General features: G+C 73.3%; 13 protein-coding genes. 2 read left to right on the top strand and 11 right to left on the bottom strand.

Annotated elements, in window-relative coordinates; all coding sequences use genetic code 11:
* Window positions 1-165: 165 nt before the first annotated feature.
* The 11 genes from AB0O21_RS22575 to AB0O21_RS22525 form a co-directional block, all read right to left on the bottom strand.
* Window positions 166-981, bottom strand: coding sequence for a phosphate ABC transporter ATP-binding protein (locus tag AB0O21_RS22575; RefSeq protein ID WP_365173058.1), 816 nt, complete (start codon window positions 979-981; stop codon window positions 166-168).
* A gap of 83 nt (window positions 982-1,064) precedes the next feature.
* Complete coding sequence (locus AB0O21_RS22570) at window positions 1,065-1,997, bottom strand: sortase (protein WP_365173057.1); 933 nt, start codon at window positions 1,995-1,997, stop codon at window positions 1,065-1,067.
* A 17-nt stretch (window positions 1,998-2,014) separates the two neighbouring features.
* Window positions 2,015-4,033, bottom strand: coding sequence for a DUF916 domain-containing protein (locus AB0O21_RS22565; RefSeq protein WP_365173056.1), 2,019 nt, complete (start codon window positions 4,031-4,033; stop codon window positions 2,015-2,017).
* Between the two features lie 108 nt (window positions 4,034-4,141).
* Window positions 4,142-5,719: an Ig-like domain-containing protein gene (locus AB0O21_RS22560; RefSeq protein WP_365173055.1), complete on the bottom strand. Its 1,578-nt coding sequence runs from the start codon at window positions 5,717-5,719 to the stop codon at window positions 4,142-4,144.
* 63 nt (window positions 5,720-5,782) lie between these two features.
* Window positions 5,783-6,778, bottom strand: coding sequence for a substrate-binding domain-containing protein (locus tag AB0O21_RS22555; RefSeq protein ID WP_365173053.1), 996 nt, complete (start codon window positions 6,776-6,778; stop codon window positions 5,783-5,785).
* Window positions 6,779-6,878: 100 nt separating this feature from the next.
* Window positions 6,879-9,539, bottom strand: a complete 2,661-nt coding sequence (locus AB0O21_RS22550; protein ID WP_365173051.1) for a hypothetical protein — start codon at window positions 9,537-9,539, stop codon at window positions 6,879-6,881.
* The gene (pstS, locus tag AB0O21_RS22545; RefSeq protein ID WP_365173050.1) at window positions 9,539-11,257 is read right to left on the bottom strand and encodes a phosphate ABC transporter substrate-binding protein PstS; all 1,719 of its coding nucleotides are present in this window, start codon (window positions 11,255-11,257) and stop codon (window positions 9,539-9,541) included. Before pstS ends, AB0O21_RS22550 begins: the two co-directional genes overlap by 1 nt.
* Window positions 11,258-11,413: 156 nt before the next feature.
* The gene (gene pstA, locus AB0O21_RS22540; protein WP_365173049.1) at window positions 11,414-12,874 is read right to left on the bottom strand and encodes a phosphate ABC transporter permease PstA; all 1,461 of its coding nucleotides are present in this window, start codon (window positions 12,872-12,874) and stop codon (window positions 11,414-11,416) included.
* Entirely contained in the window at window positions 12,871-13,899 is a 1,029-nt protein-coding gene (gene pstC, locus AB0O21_RS22535; protein ID WP_365173047.1) for a phosphate ABC transporter permease subunit PstC, read from the bottom strand. The genes pstA and pstC overlap by 4 nt, the downstream gene beginning before the upstream one ends.
* Window positions 13,896-14,384, bottom strand: a complete 489-nt coding sequence (locus tag AB0O21_RS22530; RefSeq protein WP_365173046.1) for a hypothetical protein — start codon at window positions 14,382-14,384, stop codon at window positions 13,896-13,898. Before AB0O21_RS22530 ends, pstC begins: the two co-directional genes overlap by 4 nt.
* A 741-nt stretch (window positions 14,385-15,125) precedes the next feature.
* Entirely contained in the window at window positions 15,126-15,707 is a 582-nt protein-coding gene (locus AB0O21_RS22525; protein WP_365173045.1) for a TMEM165/GDT1 family protein, read from the bottom strand.
* A 531-nt stretch (window positions 15,708-16,238) separates the two neighbouring features.
* Here AB0O21_RS22525 and AB0O21_RS22520 point away from each other — a divergent pair.
* Window positions 16,239-16,883, top strand: a complete 645-nt coding sequence (locus tag AB0O21_RS22520; RefSeq protein WP_365173069.1) for an HNH endonuclease family protein — start codon at window positions 16,239-16,241, stop codon at window positions 16,881-16,883.
* Between the two features lie 102 nt (window positions 16,884-16,985).
* Window positions 16,986-18,656 carry an alkaline phosphatase D family protein gene (locus tag AB0O21_RS22515; RefSeq protein WP_365173044.1) on the top strand — a complete coding sequence of 557 codons (1,671 nt, stop codon included), beginning with the start codon at window positions 16,986-16,988 and terminating at the stop codon, window positions 18,654-18,656.
* The last annotated feature ends 17 nt before the right edge of the window (window positions 18,657-18,673 follow it).

The raw sequence follows: 18,673 nt of genomic DNA, 5'->3' as shown, positions 1-18,673 counted from the left end.
GAAGGCCATCGCGAAGCGACGCGACGACGAAGGAGGAGCGCCCTTGACGAGCCGTTCCGACACGGAAGGACTATGGGACTGACGGGAAACCCCCCGCGCCCTCTCTGATTCCGCCCAACCCGGACCCCGCCATCAGTCCGACCCTTCGTACAGGACCGGCCCGGCTCAGCCGAAGCGGCCCTCCACGTAGTCCGACGTACGGGGGTCGGAGGGGGTGGAGAACATGGCCGAGGTGGGGCCGTGTTCGACGATCCGGCCCGGGGTGCCCTGTTCCGCGAGGAAGAAGGCGCACTGGTCGGAGACGCGGGCCGCCTGCTGCATGTTGTGCGTGACGATGACGATGGTGACCTCGTCGGCCAGCTCTCGGATGGTCTCCTCGATGCGGCGCGTCGAGGTCGGGTCCAGTGCCGAGCAGGGTTCGTCCATCAGCAGGATCTTCGGCCGGACCGCCAGTGAGCGGGCGATGCACAGGCGTTGCTGCTGACCGCCCGACAGGGCGCCGCCGGGCTGGCGCAGCCGGTCGCTGACCTCCTTCCACAGGCCTGCCTTGGTCAGGCACTCCTCTACGAGGTCGTCCTTCTCGCTGACCGAGGCGCGGGCTCCGGTGAGTTTGAGGCCCGCCGTGACGTTGTCGTACACCGACATCGCGGGGAAGGGGTTGGGCTTCTGGAAGACCATGCCGATGCGCCGGCGGGCGTCCGTGAGCCGGCGGCCGCGGGCGTAGACGTCCTCGCCGTCCAGGAGTACCTCGCCCGCGAGTTCGGCGCCGGGGATCAGCTCGTGCATGCGGTTGAGGATGCGCAGGAACGTCGACTTCCCGCAGCCCGAGGGGCCGATGAGGGCGGTCACCTGCCCTCCGGGCATGGTCAGCGAGACCCGGTCGAGGACCTTGCGGCCGCCGAACCAGGCGGAGATGTCGCGGGCGTCCAGGGAGGAGGCTCCGGTGGCGATGGTCCGGGGCAGGGGGATCGTCTCGGTCATGGGGGCCTCGTTCACGGGGGTTGCGGGATTCACCGGGTTTGCGGGATGTGCGGGCTGCGGACGTTGCGCGGGATGCGCAGCGCCTATAGGAGGTTGGGCAGGAGTAGTGCGGCCTGGTCGGCCGCCGCGAGGCCCAGGGCGGCCAGGACAGGAAAGCCGACCAGCCAGGTGTGGCCGCGGCCCCAGCGGACCCGGGCCCAGGCCAGGGCGGCCGCGGCGAGGAGGAGGGCCTGGCCCCACAGGACGAGCGGGATCCAGGCCGAGCCCTGGCCGGCCATCGGAGCCTCGTCGGCGGCCAGGCGGCCGGGGGTGCGGCCGCCGGACTGCTGGGCGGGCGAGACGAGTTCGGCGTCGACCTGGAGTACACCGCCGGGCATGTACGGGGTGCCGTCGGCTGTCATCAGGGTGAGCAGGCCGGCGTTGCCGGTGGGTTTGGCGGGCTGGGGGTCTCCGGCCCGGCGGACGCCGAGGACGCGGTACTGGTGCTCGCCCTGGCCGGTCGTGACGGTGAAGGATTCGCCCTTCTCCAGGTCCTCGATGTGGCCGAACGGGCCGCCGTAGCCCGCCTGGCGGCCCATCAGGATGCTGGTGCCGGGCTGGCCGGGGAGCACGGTGTCGCGGCGGTGTCCGGGGCCCGCGGCCAGTACTTCGGCGGTGGTCGCCTCGCGGACGACCTCCCGTACGCCGATCTGGGGGATCGTGAGGAGGGCGACGGGGTCGCCCGCCTTGGCGGGGCCGACCGGGGCGGTGGCGTTGGCCAGTTTGTCGCGCAGCTGGGCGTAGCCCACGCGGCGGTCCCGCTCGTGGCGGAGGTGGCCGAGGGGGCCGATCTCGGCGACGAAGCCGAGGAGGAGCGCGCCCAGGATGGCCAGGGCGGCTCCGGTGGCCCACAGTCCGGGCCCCGCGGGCGGGGCGGTGGGCTTGGCGGTGGGGGGCGGCACCTGGCCCGCCGGAGCCTTCCAGACTCCGGCGGGGTCGGGGTGCGCGTCCACCACTGGTGTGGATGTGGCTGTCATCTGTCGTTCTCCGGTGCTCAGTTGCCCGAGAAGGTCAGCAGCCCGCGGCGGCGGGCCCACCAGACGGCCGTGCCGCCGGTCGCGACGAGGCCCGCGGCGATCAGGGCGAGGAGGGCGTTGTCCGTGCCGGTGTTGGCGAGGTTGCCGCCTCCGGTGCCGCCGGATGTGCTGCCCGAGGCGCCGCCCGAGGTGCTGCCGCCCGTGCCGCCGGTGCTGCCCGTTCCGCCGGTGCCGCCGGTGCCGCCCGAGGTGGAGATGCTGGTGGAGACGCCGACCGTGCCGCCGTTGGTGGTGGCGGTGCTGGTTGTGGTGGGCGTGGGGGACGCGGTGTCCGTGGCCGTGGGCGTCGGGCTGGCCGTGCGGGTCTGGGTGGGGGTCGGCGTCGGGGTCGGCGTGGGCGTCGGGTTCTGGCCCCCCGGGTCCGTCGTCACGTACGCGGTGTTGGAGGTGAACCACACCGACCCGGTGAACTCCCCGTACGTCTCGGTGCCGAAGGCCTTGCGGCAGACCACCGTGAGGTCGTAGCGGCCCTCGAGGGTGGTGAAGCCGGCCTCGTTGGCGTAGTCGCGCATGGTCATCGTGAGCGGGACCGCGATGCCGCCGGAGGGGGCCTGCCCGTACGTGGAGATCGGGGAGTTGCCGACGACGTTCTTGCCCTCGGCGGGGAAGCCCTTGCCGGTGACCTTCGCCAGGATGTTGGTGGCGGGCGCCGGGCAGGCCGCGGAGGTGGTGAGGTCCATGCTGGTGGTGTCGGTGCCCGTGGCGGGATTGATCGCGGCCGTTCCCACGGGTGCGGCCGCTTCGGCCGCGGTGGGCAGGGCGAACGCGGCGGCGGTGGCGGCCGACGCGGCGGCCACGGCGACGGCCGCTCCGGCCGCTCCGCGCCGAATGGTGCGGGTGAACTGCACGATGGGCTCCTTGTTGGCGTTCTCACGAGTGGTGCGCCGGGGGGTCGGCGCGGCAGCCGCGGCCCGGGCCAGGCGCCTGCGGCGCCGGACCCACAGCCCGCCCGCGATGATCAGCAGGACCAGCGCGAGCAGGGTCCACGGGACCGTCCACAGCGACACCGAGCGGGTCAGGGACGGGAGCTTGGGGTCCACGCCGTCGCGCGCGACGACCGGCTGGATGGAGACGACGGCGGAGGAGCGCACCGCGGGCGTCACTCCGTCGGCCTTGGCGGTGACCTTCAGCGAACTGCCCGGGAGCAGGTCGCCGAGGTCCTTGAGGCCGCCGGCGGTGACGGAGGTGCCGAGGAGGCTGTTGATGCGGACGGCCTGGCGGGCGCCGAGCCGGACGTTGCCGGTGTTGCGCAGGGTGTAGGTGACGGTGGCCGAGCCCTTGCCGAGGGGGCTGTACGTGCCTTCGTAGGAGGCGGTGACGTCCTCGACGGACAGCTGCGGGGTGAGGGTTCCGGCGGCGCGGATGTACACGCGGCTGCCGACGCGCTGGTCGAGGCGGACCTTGTTGCCCTGGGCGTCCTCGCCGCCGCCGGCGAGGGTGGCGACGATGCCGGCGGTGTGGTCGCCGGGGGTGACGTTCGCGGGGACGGTGAGGGTGAAGGGGACGATCACGTTGCCCTTCGGGGGGACCGTGACCTTGTCCTTCTCCATCTTGATCCAGCTGCCGGCGTCCTTGGGTGCCTGGCCGGCGGGCAGCAGGTCGAAGCCGCCGTCGACGGTGTTGACGGCGTCGCTGGCGTAGACGGCGAGGGTGAGGGGCTCGTCGCCGTAGTTCCAGACGGCGATCTGGTCGCGAAGGCCCGCGCCGCCGGTGACCCCGTACGAGAAGTGGGCGCGGGCGTCGGGTTCCTTGGGGCTCGCCGGCTGTACGCCGAAGGTGGCCTTGCGGTCCTCGGCCGGCGCGAGGACGGCCGCGGGGGCCGCCGCCGGGACCGCCGCCGGAGCCGCCGGAGCCGCCAGGGCCGGGGCCGCGTGCGCGGCGGGTGTGTGGAGCAGCGCGAGCACCAGTGCGAGGAGCACGGCGGCCGCGGCGGGGCCCGGGTGGCTGCGACGCCGGGCGGGGGCGGTGGAGGTCATGGCGCGGGCGTCCGATCCGGGTAAGGGCGGTGGGTCCAGGCGTCAGGGGCGGGGCGGAACGGGCTTCCGGTGGGAGGGGTCCGTTCCGCCCCGGGGCTCACGCCTGGATCAGATGGCGGTGAGGGTGAGGGTGGCGGAGTAGGTGCCGGCCACCGTGGAGGTCGGGACGTTCAGCGCGAGGTCGGCGGTGACGTGCGCGGTGCCGAGGCCGGTGCCGTTGGCGAGGGTGCGGGCGGACTTGAGGCCGGCCGTGCCCGTGTCGCCGTTGGCCGCGCCGTGCGCGGCCGCGACGGCGGAGCCGGGGGTGACGGTCTGCGCGGGCGCCTTGTCGACGAGCTTCGGGGCCCAGCCGAGGTTCTGGCCGTTGATGGCGTGCGCGGCGCCGTCGGAGAAGTCGGTGACCTGGCCGCTGACGGTCCAGCCCGGGTTGCCGGCGCGGGTGTCGGTGAGGGTGACCGGGTTGATGGATCCGGCCGTGGTCAGCAGGTCGCCGTCGGCGTTGAGGACCGGCGAGGGCAGGTTGACCTGCGGGTTGGCGACGCTGATCACGAGCGCGCCGGCGTTGACGGTGGTGGTGATGGTTTCGGAGGCGGAGACTCCGGCGAACGCGCCGACCACGTGGGCGATGCCGCCCGAGTCGGAGCCGAGGTAGGCGGCCGGGTTCGTCGGGACGAACACGGCGGTGAAGGAGTGGTCGCCGACCGGCAGGCTGCTGGTGGTCAGGACGGCGGTGCCGGCCGCGACGGGGACGGTGCCCAGGGTGGTGGTGGTGCCGCCGACGGTGTCGGTGAACTTCACCGAGCCGGCCGCGCCCGCGGGCGTGACCGTGCCGGTCAGGGTGACCGGGCTGTACTGCGGCGAGGTGCCGGCCGGGGAGACGGCGAGGGCGGTGGTGGTCTGCGACGCCGGGACGGCCTGGACCGCGTAGGAGACGTGGGCCGAGGTGGAGCCGTTGTAGGAGGCGTTGGACGGCGTGAACACGGCGGTCAGGTCGTGCGTGCCCGCGGCGAGGTTGCTGGTGGTGAGGGCCGCGATGCCGCCGGAGACGGTGACGGGGTTGCCGAGGTTGCCCGCGCCGTCCTTGAACTGGACGGTGCCGGCGGCGCCGCCGGTGGGGGTCACGGTCGCGGTGAGGGTGACCGGGGTGCCGGCCTGGGCCGGGCCGGCCGGGGTGACGGCGAGGGCGGTGGCGGTGTCGGTCTTCACCGCCGGGTCGTTGGCCTGGTAGGTGGTGTTCGAGGTGAACCAGATGGCGCCCGTGTAGTCGCCGAGGCTGGTGCCGTTGAAGGCGGTGCGGCAGATCACCGTGAAGTCGTACTTGCCCTGGAGGGTGGTGAAGCCCGCCTGGCTGGCGTAGTCGCGCATGGTGGAGGTCAGCGGGATGACCATGCCGCCGCCCGGGCCGGTCGGGTAGGTGGCGATCGGGGAGTTGCCGACCACGTTCAGGCCGCCGGCGGGGAAGCCGGAGCCCTCGACCTTGACCAGGACGTTGGTGGCGTTCGCCGGGCAGGCGCCGGAGGTGGTGAAGGCGATGCCGGAGGTGTCGGCGCCGGTGGCCGGGTTGATGTCGATGGTGCCGATCGGGGCGGCGTACGCGGCGCTCGCGCCGGCCAGGCCGGCCGCGAAGGCGGTGGTCAGGGCGGCGACGCCCAGGGCCATGGCCCGTGAAACTCTGTTCTTCAGCACGGTGCTCTCCAGAATCGGAAGATCAGGAAGATCAGGCGGTACGGATCAGGGATTTCAGGGCGTTCAGGGGGTCTGCTTGGTGATGTCGCCGCAGTTCGGGTTCGTGGCGAAGCCGTACGTGTTGATCACGGAGGTCTGCTTGCAGATCTCCGAGTTCGCGCCCACGAACACGGTGCTCCAGGGCGCGGTGCCGGTCTTGCTGGTGGGGATGACGTTGTAGACGTCGCGCTTCACGGCGAAGCCGTTGTTGAGGACGGTGGGCGCCAGGCCGTCGATGGTGCCGAGGATGGCGCGGCCGCGGAGGTCGGCGATGGTCTGCGAGGACTGCGCCTGGTACTGGGCGATGGAGAACGGCACGATCGACTTGTCGTCGAGGACGCGGCCGTCGTGCTCCTGCACGTTGGCACCGGCCTTCTTGTCCTTGATGCAGGGGTAGACGCCGGCGACGACGTCGGCGTCGGTGATGCCCATCTGGGACTCCCAGAAGCTGCGGGTGCCCGAACCGGCCTGCGGCAGGTAGACGGTCATGTCGTAGTTGGGGCCCGCGCCGACGTAGTTCGGGTCGCAGTGGTAGATCGCCTTGAGGTCGGTCAGCGACAGCTTGCGCGGGATCGCCGAGCCGGGGGTGATGGCGTAGCTGACGCCGTCGACCGCGAAGGGGACGTAGGTCAGGCCGGGGGCCGCGGCCGCCAGGTTCAGGGAGGAGGAGCGGGCGAAGTCCAGGCAGCCGTTGTTCGCCTGGAGGGAGGTCAGCAGCGCGGAGCGGCCGGCGCCGCTGCCGTTGGGGCGCGGGATGGTGCAGTTCGCGTTGACCGCCGGGTCCTTGGTGGTGATGTTCGCGGAGCCGGTGGCGTCGTACGAGCCGAGGACCTTCTGGCCGCCCACGGTGATGGCGGCGGCGAGGCCGTTCATGACGTCCTGGGTGGTGTCGGATCCGACACCGGCGAGCTGGCGGTAGGGCGGCGGGCCGGCCGGGTCGGCGAAGGCGATGCTGCCGCCGGTGGCGCCGAGGGCCAGGGCGGCGGCCGCGACGGCGACGGCGATCTTCTTCTTGTTCACGCGGGTGTACCCCTCAGATAGGCTGCGCCCCGGGTGGTGCCCGGTGCGCGTTGGGTGAAGTTCCGTTGGCGCGGACGAATCGGACGGTTGTAGCCGGGTATCACCTCCCCCCGCCGAGGCGGCCGGCGCCTGCTCGCAGGGCCTGGAGGCGGGGCAGGAGCCACGGCCAGTACCGGGGCAGCAGCGGGCCGGCGAAGGCCGCGAGCGCGCCGAGGATCAGGCAGATCAGCAGGACGTGCCGGACGGCGCCGACGACCCACCGCGGAGTGTCCGCGGTGGCCTGGGCGGCGGGGGTCTGGGCTGCCGGGTTGCCCGCGGTGGTGGCGGGTGCGCCGGGTGCGGCCGGGGCGGCTGCGGCCGGAGCCGCGGCGCCCGCGGTGGCGGCGGATCCGCCCGCGGAGCCGCCGGTGGCGGTGGCGCCGCCCGAGCCGGTGGCGGATCCCGAGCCGCTCTGTGAGCCGCCCGAGGTGGCCGACGTACCACCGGATTCGGTGGATCCGCCCGTGGTTCCGGAGGTCGAGCCGCCGGTGGAGGGCTTCTTGCCGGCGTCGGCGGTGACCTTGCGGGCCGCCTCGCGGGTCTGGGCGCGCAGGGCCTCCGGCAGCGGGGCGTATCCGTGGGGCAGGGTGCCGGCGGACACGCCCGGGGTCTGGCCGGAGTCGGCGGCGTAGGCGAGGAGGCTGCCGTAGTCCTTGCCCTCGGCGACGGTGAGGTCGGCGGGCACGGTCGCCGCGTAGGTGAGGACGGTGAGGGGGTACGCGGCAGGGTTCTCGGTGGCCGGGTCGGGGGAACTGAAGCCGTCCGGGCCGGGCTTGCGGGCGCCCGCGGCGGCGATCAGGGCGGCCGGTTCGGGGGCGACGAACGTGCCTGCCGCATTGAGGAGTTCGGCGCGGACCAGGCCGTACCGTTCGGCGGTGGCGGTGTCGGTGACGGCGAGCACGGCCCTGGCGCCGGCGGGCTGCGGCGGGTCCTTCTTGTAGGCGGGGGGCGTGACGGTCGCGTCCCAGGAGGTGCGGGCGAGGGTGTCGCCGCGGCCGGCGGCGCGGGCGGCGGCATGCATGTCGCTGGCGTAGGGGTGTTTGTCCTGGATGCAGAGCGGGAAGGACGGCCGGTCGTCGAAGGGCTGGCAGTACGGGTCGCTCTTGGGGAAGTTGTCGAGCGGCAGCGCGAGGTCCTTGTAGTGCGGGTTGACGTGCATGCCCGCGTACGCGCGGTCGCCGTGCGTGCCCGCGTTGTCGGGGACCCCGCGCAGGAACTCCTGGGCGGCCGGGTCCTGCGCCACCCATTCCCACAGCTGGCGGGTGGTGTCGGCGAGCGGCTGCGGTACGAGGGCGTCGCCGAGCTTGCCGCCGAAGTCGAGGCCGGCGTAGTCCGGGTTGTGGCGGGCGAACTCGGGGTCGCGGCCCAGGTTCTCCGGGTTCTTGGCGGTGCTCTCGGCGAAGCGGGAGTTGCCGTCCTTGTAGGACTCGGTGAGCAGCTTCGCGACGAGGCGCGGCGTCAGTTTGAGGGAGCCGAGTCGGGTGCCGTTGCGGGCCTTGACCTCGTCGGGGGCGTTGAAACCCGCCTGGCTCTCGATGAAGAAGCCGATGGTGATCCCGGAGAGCGCGACCGGCGCGTAGACGGGTGTGCGGGCGGCGTCCGGTGCGGTCTGGGCCGGGCGGCCGAGGAAGACCAGGCCGGGGGTGCCGGAGAGGAGTTTGACGCGGGCCGTCTCGTCGGGGACCTGGGCGTAGCCGTAGATGGCCTTGCCGCCGGTCTGGCACAGCGCGGGCTGCCAGCGGGTGACGGCTTCGGCGGCCATCTCGCTGCCGAGCGTGCCGCGTTCCTCGGCGCCGATCGGGCAGAAGCTGCCGAGGGGTTCGAAGCCGAGGGGGACCAGGAGGCGGTGTTTCCAGTTGGCCGGGCTGAGCGGGGAGGACTGGAGCTGGCCGCCGGACTGCTGGGTGTACGGGGTGCCGTCGATCTCGGTGGTACCGCGCGGGACGACGACGAGCCAGCAGCCGCGTCCGGTGGTGTCGCCCTGCGCGTCGCGGACGCCGGCGCCGCAGCCGAGGCCGGGGGCCTCGATGGCGGTCTGCGCCTCGAACCAGACCTCGCCGTTGCCGCGGCCGTTGGTGCGGGCGTAGGGGACCTCGTTGGTGCTGTTGACGTCGAAGAACTCGTTCCAGTTGCCGGGGCTGACCGGGTCGGCGTTGACGGTGCGGAACGGGGCGTACGAGATTCCGCTGGGGGTGGGTGGGGGCAGCGGCTGGTTCTCCGCGTCCTTGAGGTTGTCGCCGTAGTTGAGCTGGCGGCTGTTGGTGTAGGCGCCGGCCGCCTGGTTGCCGGCGCCCGCGCCGAGCGCGGAGGAGCCGCCGAACTGGCACTGGTCGGTGGTGGGGCCGGTCGCGGCGTCGCCCCAGCACTGCATGATCTGGAGGTAGTTCGCGGAGTACGCGGTGTCCGAGAGGGTGGGTGCGCCGCCGGTCCAGGAGACCTTGACTACCTGGTTGACGAGGTTGCGGGTCTGGCTGACGGTCACCTTGAGGTCGGCGAAGGGGCCGGTGCCGGAGACGGTCGCCGCGGAGCCGTCGGCCGCGGGGGCGGCGTGGGCGGGCTGGCCGCCTGTACCTCCGGCGGCCACGACGGGGAGCAGGGCGAGGCAGACGACCCCGAACAGGAGCCGCAGCCTGCCACGTCGCGGCGTGCCGCCGCGCGGGTTGCCGCCGCGCGGGTTGCCGCCGCGCGGGTCGGTGCCCAGCGGTCTCAGCGGTATCCGCATCAGGAACCGCCTCCCGCGCGGCGCCGGGTCAGCCGCCGGGTGAGCAGCGGCGGGCCGACGGTCAGGGTGACGAGGATCAGGGCGCCGAGCACCATGAGCGCCGTCTGCAGGACCCCGCCGATGCCGGTGGCGGTGGTGACGGGGATGCCGAACAGGTCGCCCGCCGCGACGGGCCGGCCCGTCACCGGGTCGACGGCCCCCGCGCCGCCGTCGGCCGCCGAGCCGTCGCCGCCGGACCCGGAGCCGCCCTCACCGGAGGCGGCGCCCCCGGTCGCAGCCGCCCCGCCGTCGGCTCCGCCGCCGCCCGATCCGGAGCCGCCGCCGGACGCGGCACCCCCGGACGCGCTGCCGCCCGTACCGCCGCCGCTGCCGCCGGAGGCCGCGCCGCTGCCCGTCTGGGTGGGGGTCTTGTTGCCTCCGGTGCCCACCTCGCACTGGGTGGCGCCCTTCTTGTCGCACTCGGAGGGCTGCGGGGCGGTGTTGGCGAGGGTGTTGGTGCCGTCGGCGGAGAAGGTGGGGTTCTTGCAGTTCTTGATGTCGACGTTGGTGGCGACGACGCCGGGGATGCGGCGGACCTGTTCGAGCCCGGCCTGCACGAGGTTGATCGGCAGCGGGGAGTAGCCGAGCCGGTCGACCGAGCGCTGGCCCTCGCAGAGGAAGTAGTAGGCGAAGGCGCCGAGCGCCTTGCCCTTCTGCGGGTTGAAGTTGCTCTCCTGCGCGGTCGGAATGATCATGTAGCTGTAGCTGGAGAGCGGGTAGTTGCGGTGGTCGGTGCTCTCGTCGTAGACCTGGCTCAGGTCCTGGGTGAGGTCCGGCCGGATGCCGGCCTTGGTCAGCGAGACGGCGACGTTCTGCGCGGTGGGTTCGGTGTAGTAGCCCGAGCCGTTGAGGATCTTGGCGACGGGGAAGCCGGTGGTGGCCACCGCGTAGGAGTACTCGACGTAGGTGATGGTGCCCTGGTTGCCGTCCTGGGCCACGTAGCCGGAGACCCCGTTGGAGCCGGACTGGCCGACGAATCCCTTGCCCGCCACGACGGGGAAGTTGGAGGTCTGGCCGCAGGGCGTGGACCGGCCGGCCTTGGCGCAGTACGCGTCCCACAGCGCGGTGTGCCGCGCGCTCAGCCAGCTGGTGAGCTGGGCCGTCGTGCCCGAGCCGTCGGAGCGGACGACGGGGACGATGCGGCGGGCGGGGAGGGCGGCGGCGAGGGCCGGGTTGTCGGCCTTGATGGCCGGGTCGTTCCAGGTGGTGATGGTGCCGGTGAAGATCTTGGCGACGACCTCGCCGGAGAGCCGCAGGTTGGTGACCCGGCGGTTGCCGATCTTGAGGTTGTACATGAAGGCCGTGCCGCCCGCGACGATCGGCATGTAGCTGAACTTCCGCGAGGGCGCGTTGTCCACGACCCCCGAGTCCTTGATGCCGTAGGGGATCTCGGAGACTGCGAAGTCGACGGTGCCGTTGCGGAACTGGTTGCGGCCGTCGGAGGAGCCCGTACCGCTGTAGTTGACGGTCATGCCGTACTGCTTGACGTTGGCGCGCCACTGGTCGAGGGCGTTCTGGCTCCAGGTGGAGCCGGCGCCGGAGACCGGTACGTAGCTCTCGGCCGCGGCGGGGACGGCGCCGGGCAGGGCGAGGGCCACCGCGGCCAGGAACAGGGCGAGGGCGCGGACGACGAAGCCCGAGGGGGCACGTCCGGGGTGGGCCGGGGATCGTCCGGGCATCGGGAACTCTCCTGATCAGTGACGGGTCGTCGTCGTACGAAGCCGAGCGCTCGCAGCGCAGGCGGTGCGGGGCGCCCCGGGGGGGCGCGCGTGCGGGGTGCTGCGGGGCCGGTCCTGGCAGGCGCGGCCCGGCCGGGGCCAGGGCCGGCGGGGCCCCTAACTCCAGGGCGGAGGCTCGGGCCACCGGCCGTCGGACGCGGGACCGGAGCGGGGCCCGGCGCCCGGCCGCTTCGAGGAACCGGGCCCGGCATCCGGCCCCTCCGCCGGACCGGGTGCGGGGACAGGGGCTGCGGGCCCCGGCCCTCCGCCCGGCCGCCGCTCCGCAGACGGATCCGCCGCTGGCGGCGCGTCCTGCGGCGCCGCCCCGGCCTGCGGCACCGCCCCGGCCGGCTCCTCCCGCCCGAGCTCCACGCGGCGCCCGGCCGCCATCCGCTCCGCGTCGCGGCGCGAGGCGAGGACCCGGCGGTTCTGCTGGCTCCGGCTGAGCTGTCCGGGGGCCCGGCCGCCTATGACGCGGGCGAGCACGAACAGCAGCAGCACCAGCCCCATCAGCAGGGCCGCACACCCGAACCCGCGGGCGATCATCGTCTTGTCCGGGTAGCCGACCAGGCTGAAGGTGGCGAGCGGCAGCGACATCTGCGGCCCCTCGAAGGGGTTGGCGTTCAGCCCGGCCGCGATGCCCGAGGTGAGCAGCACCGGGGAGGTCTCGCCGATGCCGCGGGCGGTGCCCAGGATCACCGCGGTGGTCAGCCCGGAGCGGGCGGTGGGCAGCACCACCGTCCACACGGTGCGCCACTGGCCGGCGCCCAGGGCGTAGGAGGCCTCCTTGAGGGAGCCCGGCACCAGCCGGATCACCACGTCGGAGGCGCGGATGATGATCGGCAGCATCATCACGGACAGCGCGAGGGCCGCCGCGAAGCCGGACTTGTCGTGGCCGAGGGCCAGGATCCACGTGGCGTAGATGAACAGGCCCGCCACGATCGACGGCAGCGCGGTCATCGCCTCGACGATGGTGCGCACGAACCGCGCGTAGCGGCCGGGGACTTCGTTGAGGAAGACGGCACAGGCCAGCCCCAGCGGCACGGTGATCACCAGGGCGATGGCGATCTGCTCCAGGGTGCCCACGATGGCGTGCAGCGCGCCGCCCTCGGTGAGCGGGCTGAGCGGGCCGGCGCGGGACATGTCCTCGGTGAAGAAGCTGAGGTGGGACAGCGCCTCCCAGCCGCGCACGAGGGCGTAGCCGACGACGAACATGAGGCCGGCCAGGAGCAGTACGGCGATGGCGTGCACCTGCACCTGGGCGAGGCGGGCCCGGACGGCGGAGCCGTTCTCGTCGAGGGAGACGAGGACGGCGTACAGCGCCATGAACGTGAGGTAGAGGACGACCGTGAAGCCGAGCGGGGCGTCGAAGGGCAGGACCCGCCCGAAGAACAGCGAGGTCAGCGCGAGCGCGGCGGCGAAGGCCCCGACGAGGGCGAGGACGTCCCGGGCGTGCACGGTCGAGGTGTTGCGGCGGTACTCCGGGGGCACGCCGGGGCCGTCGTGGACCACTTCGGGGCATACGGTGCGGGGCGCTTCGGCGGTGGCGGCGCCGGTGCGGTCGGTGGTGACGGTCATGCGTCGGCCCCCGCTCCGGAGCGGCTGCGGGCGACGACGGAGGACGCGATGAAGTTGACGACCAGGGTCATCAGGAAGAGGGAGAGACCGGCGGCCATCAGGGCGGACATGCCGAACTCGCTGGCGGAGCCGTAGCGCAGGGCGATGAGGGCGGACACGGAGTTGGCCCCGTTCTGGAGGACGTGCCACTGCAACTCGAAGACCGGGGAGATGATCAGGAAGATGGCGATGGTCTCCCCCAGCGCGCGGCCGAGGCCGAGCATGGTGCCGCCGATGATCCCTCCCCTGCCGAAGGGCAGGACCACGGAGCGGATGACGCCCCACTGGGTGGCGCCGAGGGCGAAGGCGCCCTCGCGTTCGCCGGGTGGGGCCTGGGCGAAGGCCTCGCGCATCACCGAGCAGGCGATCGGCGTGACCATGAGCGCGACGACCATGCCGGCGATGAAGGTGGACGAGGTGTAGAAGGTGTTCGGGTTGAGCGGGTCGCCGGGGTTGTCCCCGTCGACGGCGAAGAGGGGGAACCAGCCGAAGTAGGTGGTGAGCCAGCGGGACAGGCCCACGACGTTCGGCTGGAACAGGAACAGTCCCCAGAGCCCGTAGACCACGCTGGGCACCGCGGCCATCAGGTCGACGAGGCTGATCAGGGTCCGCTTGAGGCGGCGCGGCGCGTACTCGGTGATGTAGAGCGCGGTGCCGGCGGCGAGCGGTACGGCGAAGATGATCGCGACGACGCCGATCAGGACGGTGCCGGGGATGACCGTCGCGATGCCGAAGTTGTGGGAGTCGGGCTCCCACGCGGAGGTGGTCAGGAAGGCCGGGCCGGCGTCGCGCAGGGCCTCCAGGGCGCGGCCGCCGAGGAACACGCCGACCAGGGTCATGATGACGAGCACGACGGCGCCGGCGCCGCGGGCGGAGCCGCGGAAGAACCGGTCGGCGGGGTCGCCGCCCTTGCCGAGCGGCCGGGGCGTGGTGCCGGGGTCGGGCGAGGGGTCGACGACGGTGGTGGTCGTGGTCGCGGTGGTCACAGGAGGCCACCCCCGCGTACGGCGAGGCCGGGCGCGTCGCCGGCGCCGGGCAGGCGCAGGCCGCGCAGCCGCCGGGTGTAGCTGACGCCGGAGGCGACCTGGGCTTCGGTGACGGCGGCCAGGAAGAGCTGGAGGCTGTGCCGGCACTCGCGCTGGCGGCGGAAGGTGCGTACGGCGACGGCGACGCAGGTGTCGTCGAGCACGAGCTGCCAGGTCCAGGCACCGATGCCGTTGCCGTTGCCGTTGCCTGGAGCGGTGGCGGTGCTCCCGGGGGACATCGCCACGAGCGCGGTCACCCGCTCGGCCTCGGCCCGCAGCCGCTCGACGGAGGCGCAGCAGGCGGCGAGGCTGCTGTGCACCCGCGGGCTGCGACCCAGTTCGTGGTTGTTGGCACCGACCAGACGCCAGGTCACGGCATCGGGTGCGTCGCCCGCCCCGACCTGGCCGGAATTACCCCCCGAGGCCTGACGTCGTGCGACGTCCACCCATGAAACGAACAGAAAGCGTGGCCGAGACACCGGGCCGCCCCCCTTCCCCACAAGCCGTGCGTGGCCGGAAATCGGCCACCCACCCACGGCCGCGGGCATGACAATCCACGGGGCATAGCGCTATGGAGCACACGGATTGGTGAAGCAGAAACGGAGAACATGTGAACGAGAAGAGGGGACGCCCGGCGGCCCACCTCCCGGCACCCCAAACCCAGCCCCACCAGCCGGAGCCACCACCTCGCAGCCCTCCACAGCGCCGTGCCACCAGGCCGCCGGGCCGCAGGCCTCCACGCCACCAGGCCGCCGTCCCGCCGTGCCGCGCGGGCAACGGCCTCGGCTGAGCCGCAGGCCGCCAAGACCCCAGACCGCCGCTGAGCCTCCAGACCACCGGGCCACCGGGCCACCGGGCCACCGGGCCACCGGGCCACCGGGCCGCATGCCTCCACTCCGCCAGGCCGCGCGGGCCGCGCGGGCCGCACGTGCAACGGCTTCGGCTGAGCCGCAGGCCGTCAAGCCACCAGACCCCTGGCTGCAGGCTTCCAGACCACCGGGCCACGGGGCTACCGGGCATCAGACCGCCGGGCCACCAGCCCTAGCCGCCGGGCCGCACGCTGCCGGGCCACCGGCCGCACGGCCGCGCAGGCCGCGGCCGCCGCCGGGCCGCAGCCCCGGCCACCGGCCGCCCGCCCGCCCGCGCCCCTCCACCGACCGCCGCCCGGCCCGCCGCCAGGCGCACGGTCAGCCCGCGATCGCTTCGTACAGCGAGAACACCGCCAGTGCCGCCATCACCGCCGCCGCCACCTTGGTGATCAGCCGCAGCGGTACGTACTTCATCAGCGTGCGACCGCCGAGGATGCCGATGCCCGCGACCGCCCACAAGGCCAGCACGGCGCCGAGTCCGACGGAGACGGGGTTGTCGTAGCGCGCCGCGAGGTTGGCGGTCATGATCTGGGTCAGATCGCCGAACTCGGCCACCAGGATCAGCATGAACCCGGCCCCGGAGACCTTCCAGAAGGACTGGTCGGCGGGCGGCTTGACCTCCTCCTCCCCGTCGCCCTTCTTCAGGAGCAGCATCGCCGCGCCGGCAAGGAAGAGGACGCCCACCACGGCCTGGACGAGCCGGTGCGGGAGCAGGGTGAGCACGCTGCCCGCGGCGATGGCGAGCGCGACGTGCACGGCGAAGGCGGCGGCGACGCCCGCGAAGACGTACGAGGCGCGGTAGCGGGTGCCGAGCATCAGACCGGCGAGGGCCGTCTTGTCGGGGAGTTCGGCAAGGAAGACGACGCCGAAGGCGATCGCCATGACGCTGAAGCTGAACACGGGGGTGGAACCTCAATCGGTCGGGCAGGACGCCGCCGGTACCGAGAGACCTGGGGTGTGTCAGGGGTCGCTTCGGCTCGGCGGCGCCCTGGTTTGCGTACGCGCGCACGAACGCGCTTCCGCATGGACAGGACACTGCGGCCGAAGGTCTCGCTGGCCGACCGCGGTCCGCGGCCTGCCTCCGGGCGCCGGCTGGGGTGACCCAGCAGTATGTCGACGGTCCGGCGAAGAGCTACTCCCCTTCTGCTCCGTCCAGGGTACGCGACACCGCCGAGCGCCCGTCATGGGCCTTTGGTCCCGAATACACCCGCCCGGCCGCTCCCCGCGCCATCCCGCCGGCCGACCCCCTCTTTCCGGAACATCAACTTCCGATTGAAACAAGGGGAGTTGTATGACTTGATGTGACGTGCACATGTCGCCAGGCTGTCACCTGGCGCCCATCCCCGCGAAACCCGGCGCCGACAGCATGGCCGCGCCCCGCCGGGGCCGCACGGCCACATCCCCCCACCCAGGGAGCCCCTCATGGCACTCATGCCCAAGATCTACGCGCGTCGAATTGGCGTGCTCGCGTCAGCAGCGGCGATGGCCGCGCTCACCTCCCTCGTGAACGCGCCCACCGCCCAGGCCGCCCCGCCCACCCCCATCAGCGCCTCCGCCGCCCGCTCGTACCTGGCGACCGTCACCCCGCGGGCCGAAGGGTCCAGCACCGGCTACAGCCGCGACCTCTTCCCGCACTGGAGCACCGTCTCCGGCACCTGCAACACCCGCGAGACCGTCCTCAAGCGGGACGGCGTCGGCGTCGTCCAGGACTCCTCCTGCGCCGCGGTGAGCGGCAGCTGGTACTCCGAGTACGACGGCGCCACCTGGACCGCCGCCTCCGACCTCGACATCGACCACGTCGTCGCGCTCTCCGAGGCCTGGCGCTCCGGGGCCAGCTCCTGGACCACCTCCAAGCGCCAGCAGTTCGCCAACGACCTCACCCGCCCGCAGCTCATCGCGGTCACCGACAACGTGAACCAGGCCAAGGGCGACCTCGACCCCGCCGAATGGCTGCCCTCGCGGACCGCCTACCGCTGCACGTACGCGCGCATGTGGGTCCACGTGAAGCAGTACTGGGGCCTGAGCATGGACTCCGCCGAGAAGACCGCGCTGGTGAACGTCCTCAACGGCTGCTGATCTTTTCCCTCGCTCCCCGCGCCTCTCCCCCGCCAGGGGGAGGCGCTGCTCCCCCTCCCCGTCGTACGGTGATCCAAGAGGATACGGAGGAGGGGGAGTTGCATGGCCGGACTGCGTCTGGGGCCACTGCTGCGCCACGTCGACTGGGACACCGGTCGGTCGGCCACCATATGGGTGGAGGCGGACCGCCCGTGCACGGCCGAGGTGCGGTGCGCGGACGGGGCGGGCGGCAGCGTGCGCACCTTCCAGATAGCCGGCCATCACTACGCGCTCGTGCCGGTGACGGGCCTGAGCCCGGGGGCGGTGACCTCGTACGAGGTGCTGCTCGACGGGGTGCGGGTGTGGCCGCTGCCCGACAGCCGCTTCCCCGCGAGCACGATCACCACTCCCGCCGTGGCGGGCACGGCGGGCTCCGGCCGGCCCGCACCCGGGGTGCGCGTCACCTTCGGCTCCTGCCGGCAGGCCGCGCCGCCCGCCGGACGGCACGGGCGGCACGGACCGGACGCCCTCGACACCCTCGCGGCGCGGCTGGCCGCCGACCCGGAGGCGGTGCGCCCGGACGTCCTGCTCCTCCTCGGCGACCAGGTGTACGCGGACGCGCTGTCGGCGGAGACCCGGCAGTGGCTGGCCGCCCGGCGGGACCTGCGGGAGGCGCCGGGCGCCCAGGTCGCGGACTACGAGGAGTACACGCGGCTCTACTACGAGTCCTGGCTCGATCCGGAGATCCGCTGGCTGCTGTCGACGGTGCCGAGCCTGCACATATTCGACGACCACGACGTCATCGACGACTGGAACACGAGCGCGGCCTGGCTGGCGGAGATGCGGGCGACTCCGTGGTGGCAGGAGCGGGTGCTCAGCGGACTGATGTCGTACTGGGTCTACCAGCACCTGGGCAACCTCTCGCCCGCCGAGCTGGAGGCCGACGCGCTGTACGGGGAGATACGGCGGGCCCCCGACGGCACGGACGCCCTGCGGGCCTTCGCCGCGTCGGCGGACGCCGATCCGGGCACGGTGCGCTGGAGCTACCGGCGCGACTTCGGCCGGACCCGGCTGCTGATGGTCGACACCCGGGCGGCGCGGGTGCTGGCCGAGGAGGGGCGGGCCATGCTCGACCCGGCGGAGCGGCAGTGGCTGCGCGACAACGCCCTCGCCGGGCACGGCGGTTACGACCACCTCCTGATCGGGTCCTCGCTGCCGTGGCTGATGCCGCCGCTCATCCACGACGCCGAGACGTGGAACGCGGCGGTGTGCCGCGGGGATCGCGGGGAGCGGTGGGCGCGGATCGGGGAGGACCTGCGGCGGCGCAGCGATCTGGAGCACTGGGCGGCGTTCCCGGCGTCGTTCGCGATGCTGTCGGATCTGATCGAGGAGGTGGCGACGGGCCCGCGGGCGCCGGCGACGGTGGCGGTCCTGTCCGGGGACGTGCACCACGCGTATGTCGCCGAGCCTCGAATACCCACGACGGCGCGGGTGTTCCAGCTGACGTGCTCGCCCGTGCACAACTCCATCCATACCGCCGTCAAATGGGGCTTCCGGCTGGGCTGGTCGCGGGCCGGCCGGTGGCTGGGCCGCGGCTTCACCCGCCACGGGCGCACCGGCCGGCCACCGCTGAGCTGGCGGCGTACGGGTGGGCCCTGGTTCGGGAACCAGCTGATGACACTGTCCCTCTCGGCCCGCACGGCGCGGCTTCAACTGCACCAGGCGCGCAAGAAGGGCAAGAACGGCGCCGAGCTCGTGGCCCTGCTGGACCGGGAGCTCACCGAGGCGGTGTAGGCAGCCGGTGGTGCAGC

The sequence above is a fragment of the Streptomyces sp. NPDC091371 genome (genome assembly GCF_040684275.1).
Taxonomy (GTDB): domain Bacteria; phylum Actinomycetota; class Actinomycetes; order Streptomycetales; family Streptomycetaceae; genus Streptomyces.
Note: the sequence above shows the minus strand (reverse complement) of the source record. Positions and strands in the feature narration are given on the sequence as shown.

Coding starts and splice junctions, on each gene's coding strand:
- AB0O21_RS22575 (WP_365173058.1), bottom strand. CDS start 981: ATGACCGAGACGATCCCCCTGCCCCGGACCATCGCCACCGGAGCCTCC.
- AB0O21_RS22570 (WP_365173057.1), bottom strand. CDS start 1,997: ATGACAGCCACATCCACACCAGTGGTGGACGCGCACCCCGACCCCGCC.
- AB0O21_RS22565 (WP_365173056.1), bottom strand. CDS start 4,033: ATGACCTCCACCGCCCCCGCCCGGCGTCGCAGCCACCCGGGCCCCGCC.
- AB0O21_RS22550 (WP_365173051.1), bottom strand. CDS start 9,539: ATGCGGATACCGCTGAGACCGCTGGGCACCGACCCGCGCGGCGGCAAC.
- pstS (WP_365173050.1), bottom strand. CDS start 11,257: ATGCCCGGACGATCCCCGGCCCACCCCGGACGTGCCCCCTCGGGCTTC.
- pstA (WP_365173049.1), bottom strand. CDS start 12,874: ATGACCGTCACCACCGACCGCACCGGCGCCGCCACCGCCGAAGCGCCC.
- AB0O21_RS22520 (WP_365173069.1), top strand. CDS start 16,239: ATGCCCAAGATCTACGCGCGTCGAATTGGCGTGCTCGCGTCAGCAGCG.
- AB0O21_RS22515 (WP_365173044.1), top strand. CDS start 16,986: ATGGCCGGACTGCGTCTGGGGCCACTGCTGCGCCACGTCGACTGGGAC.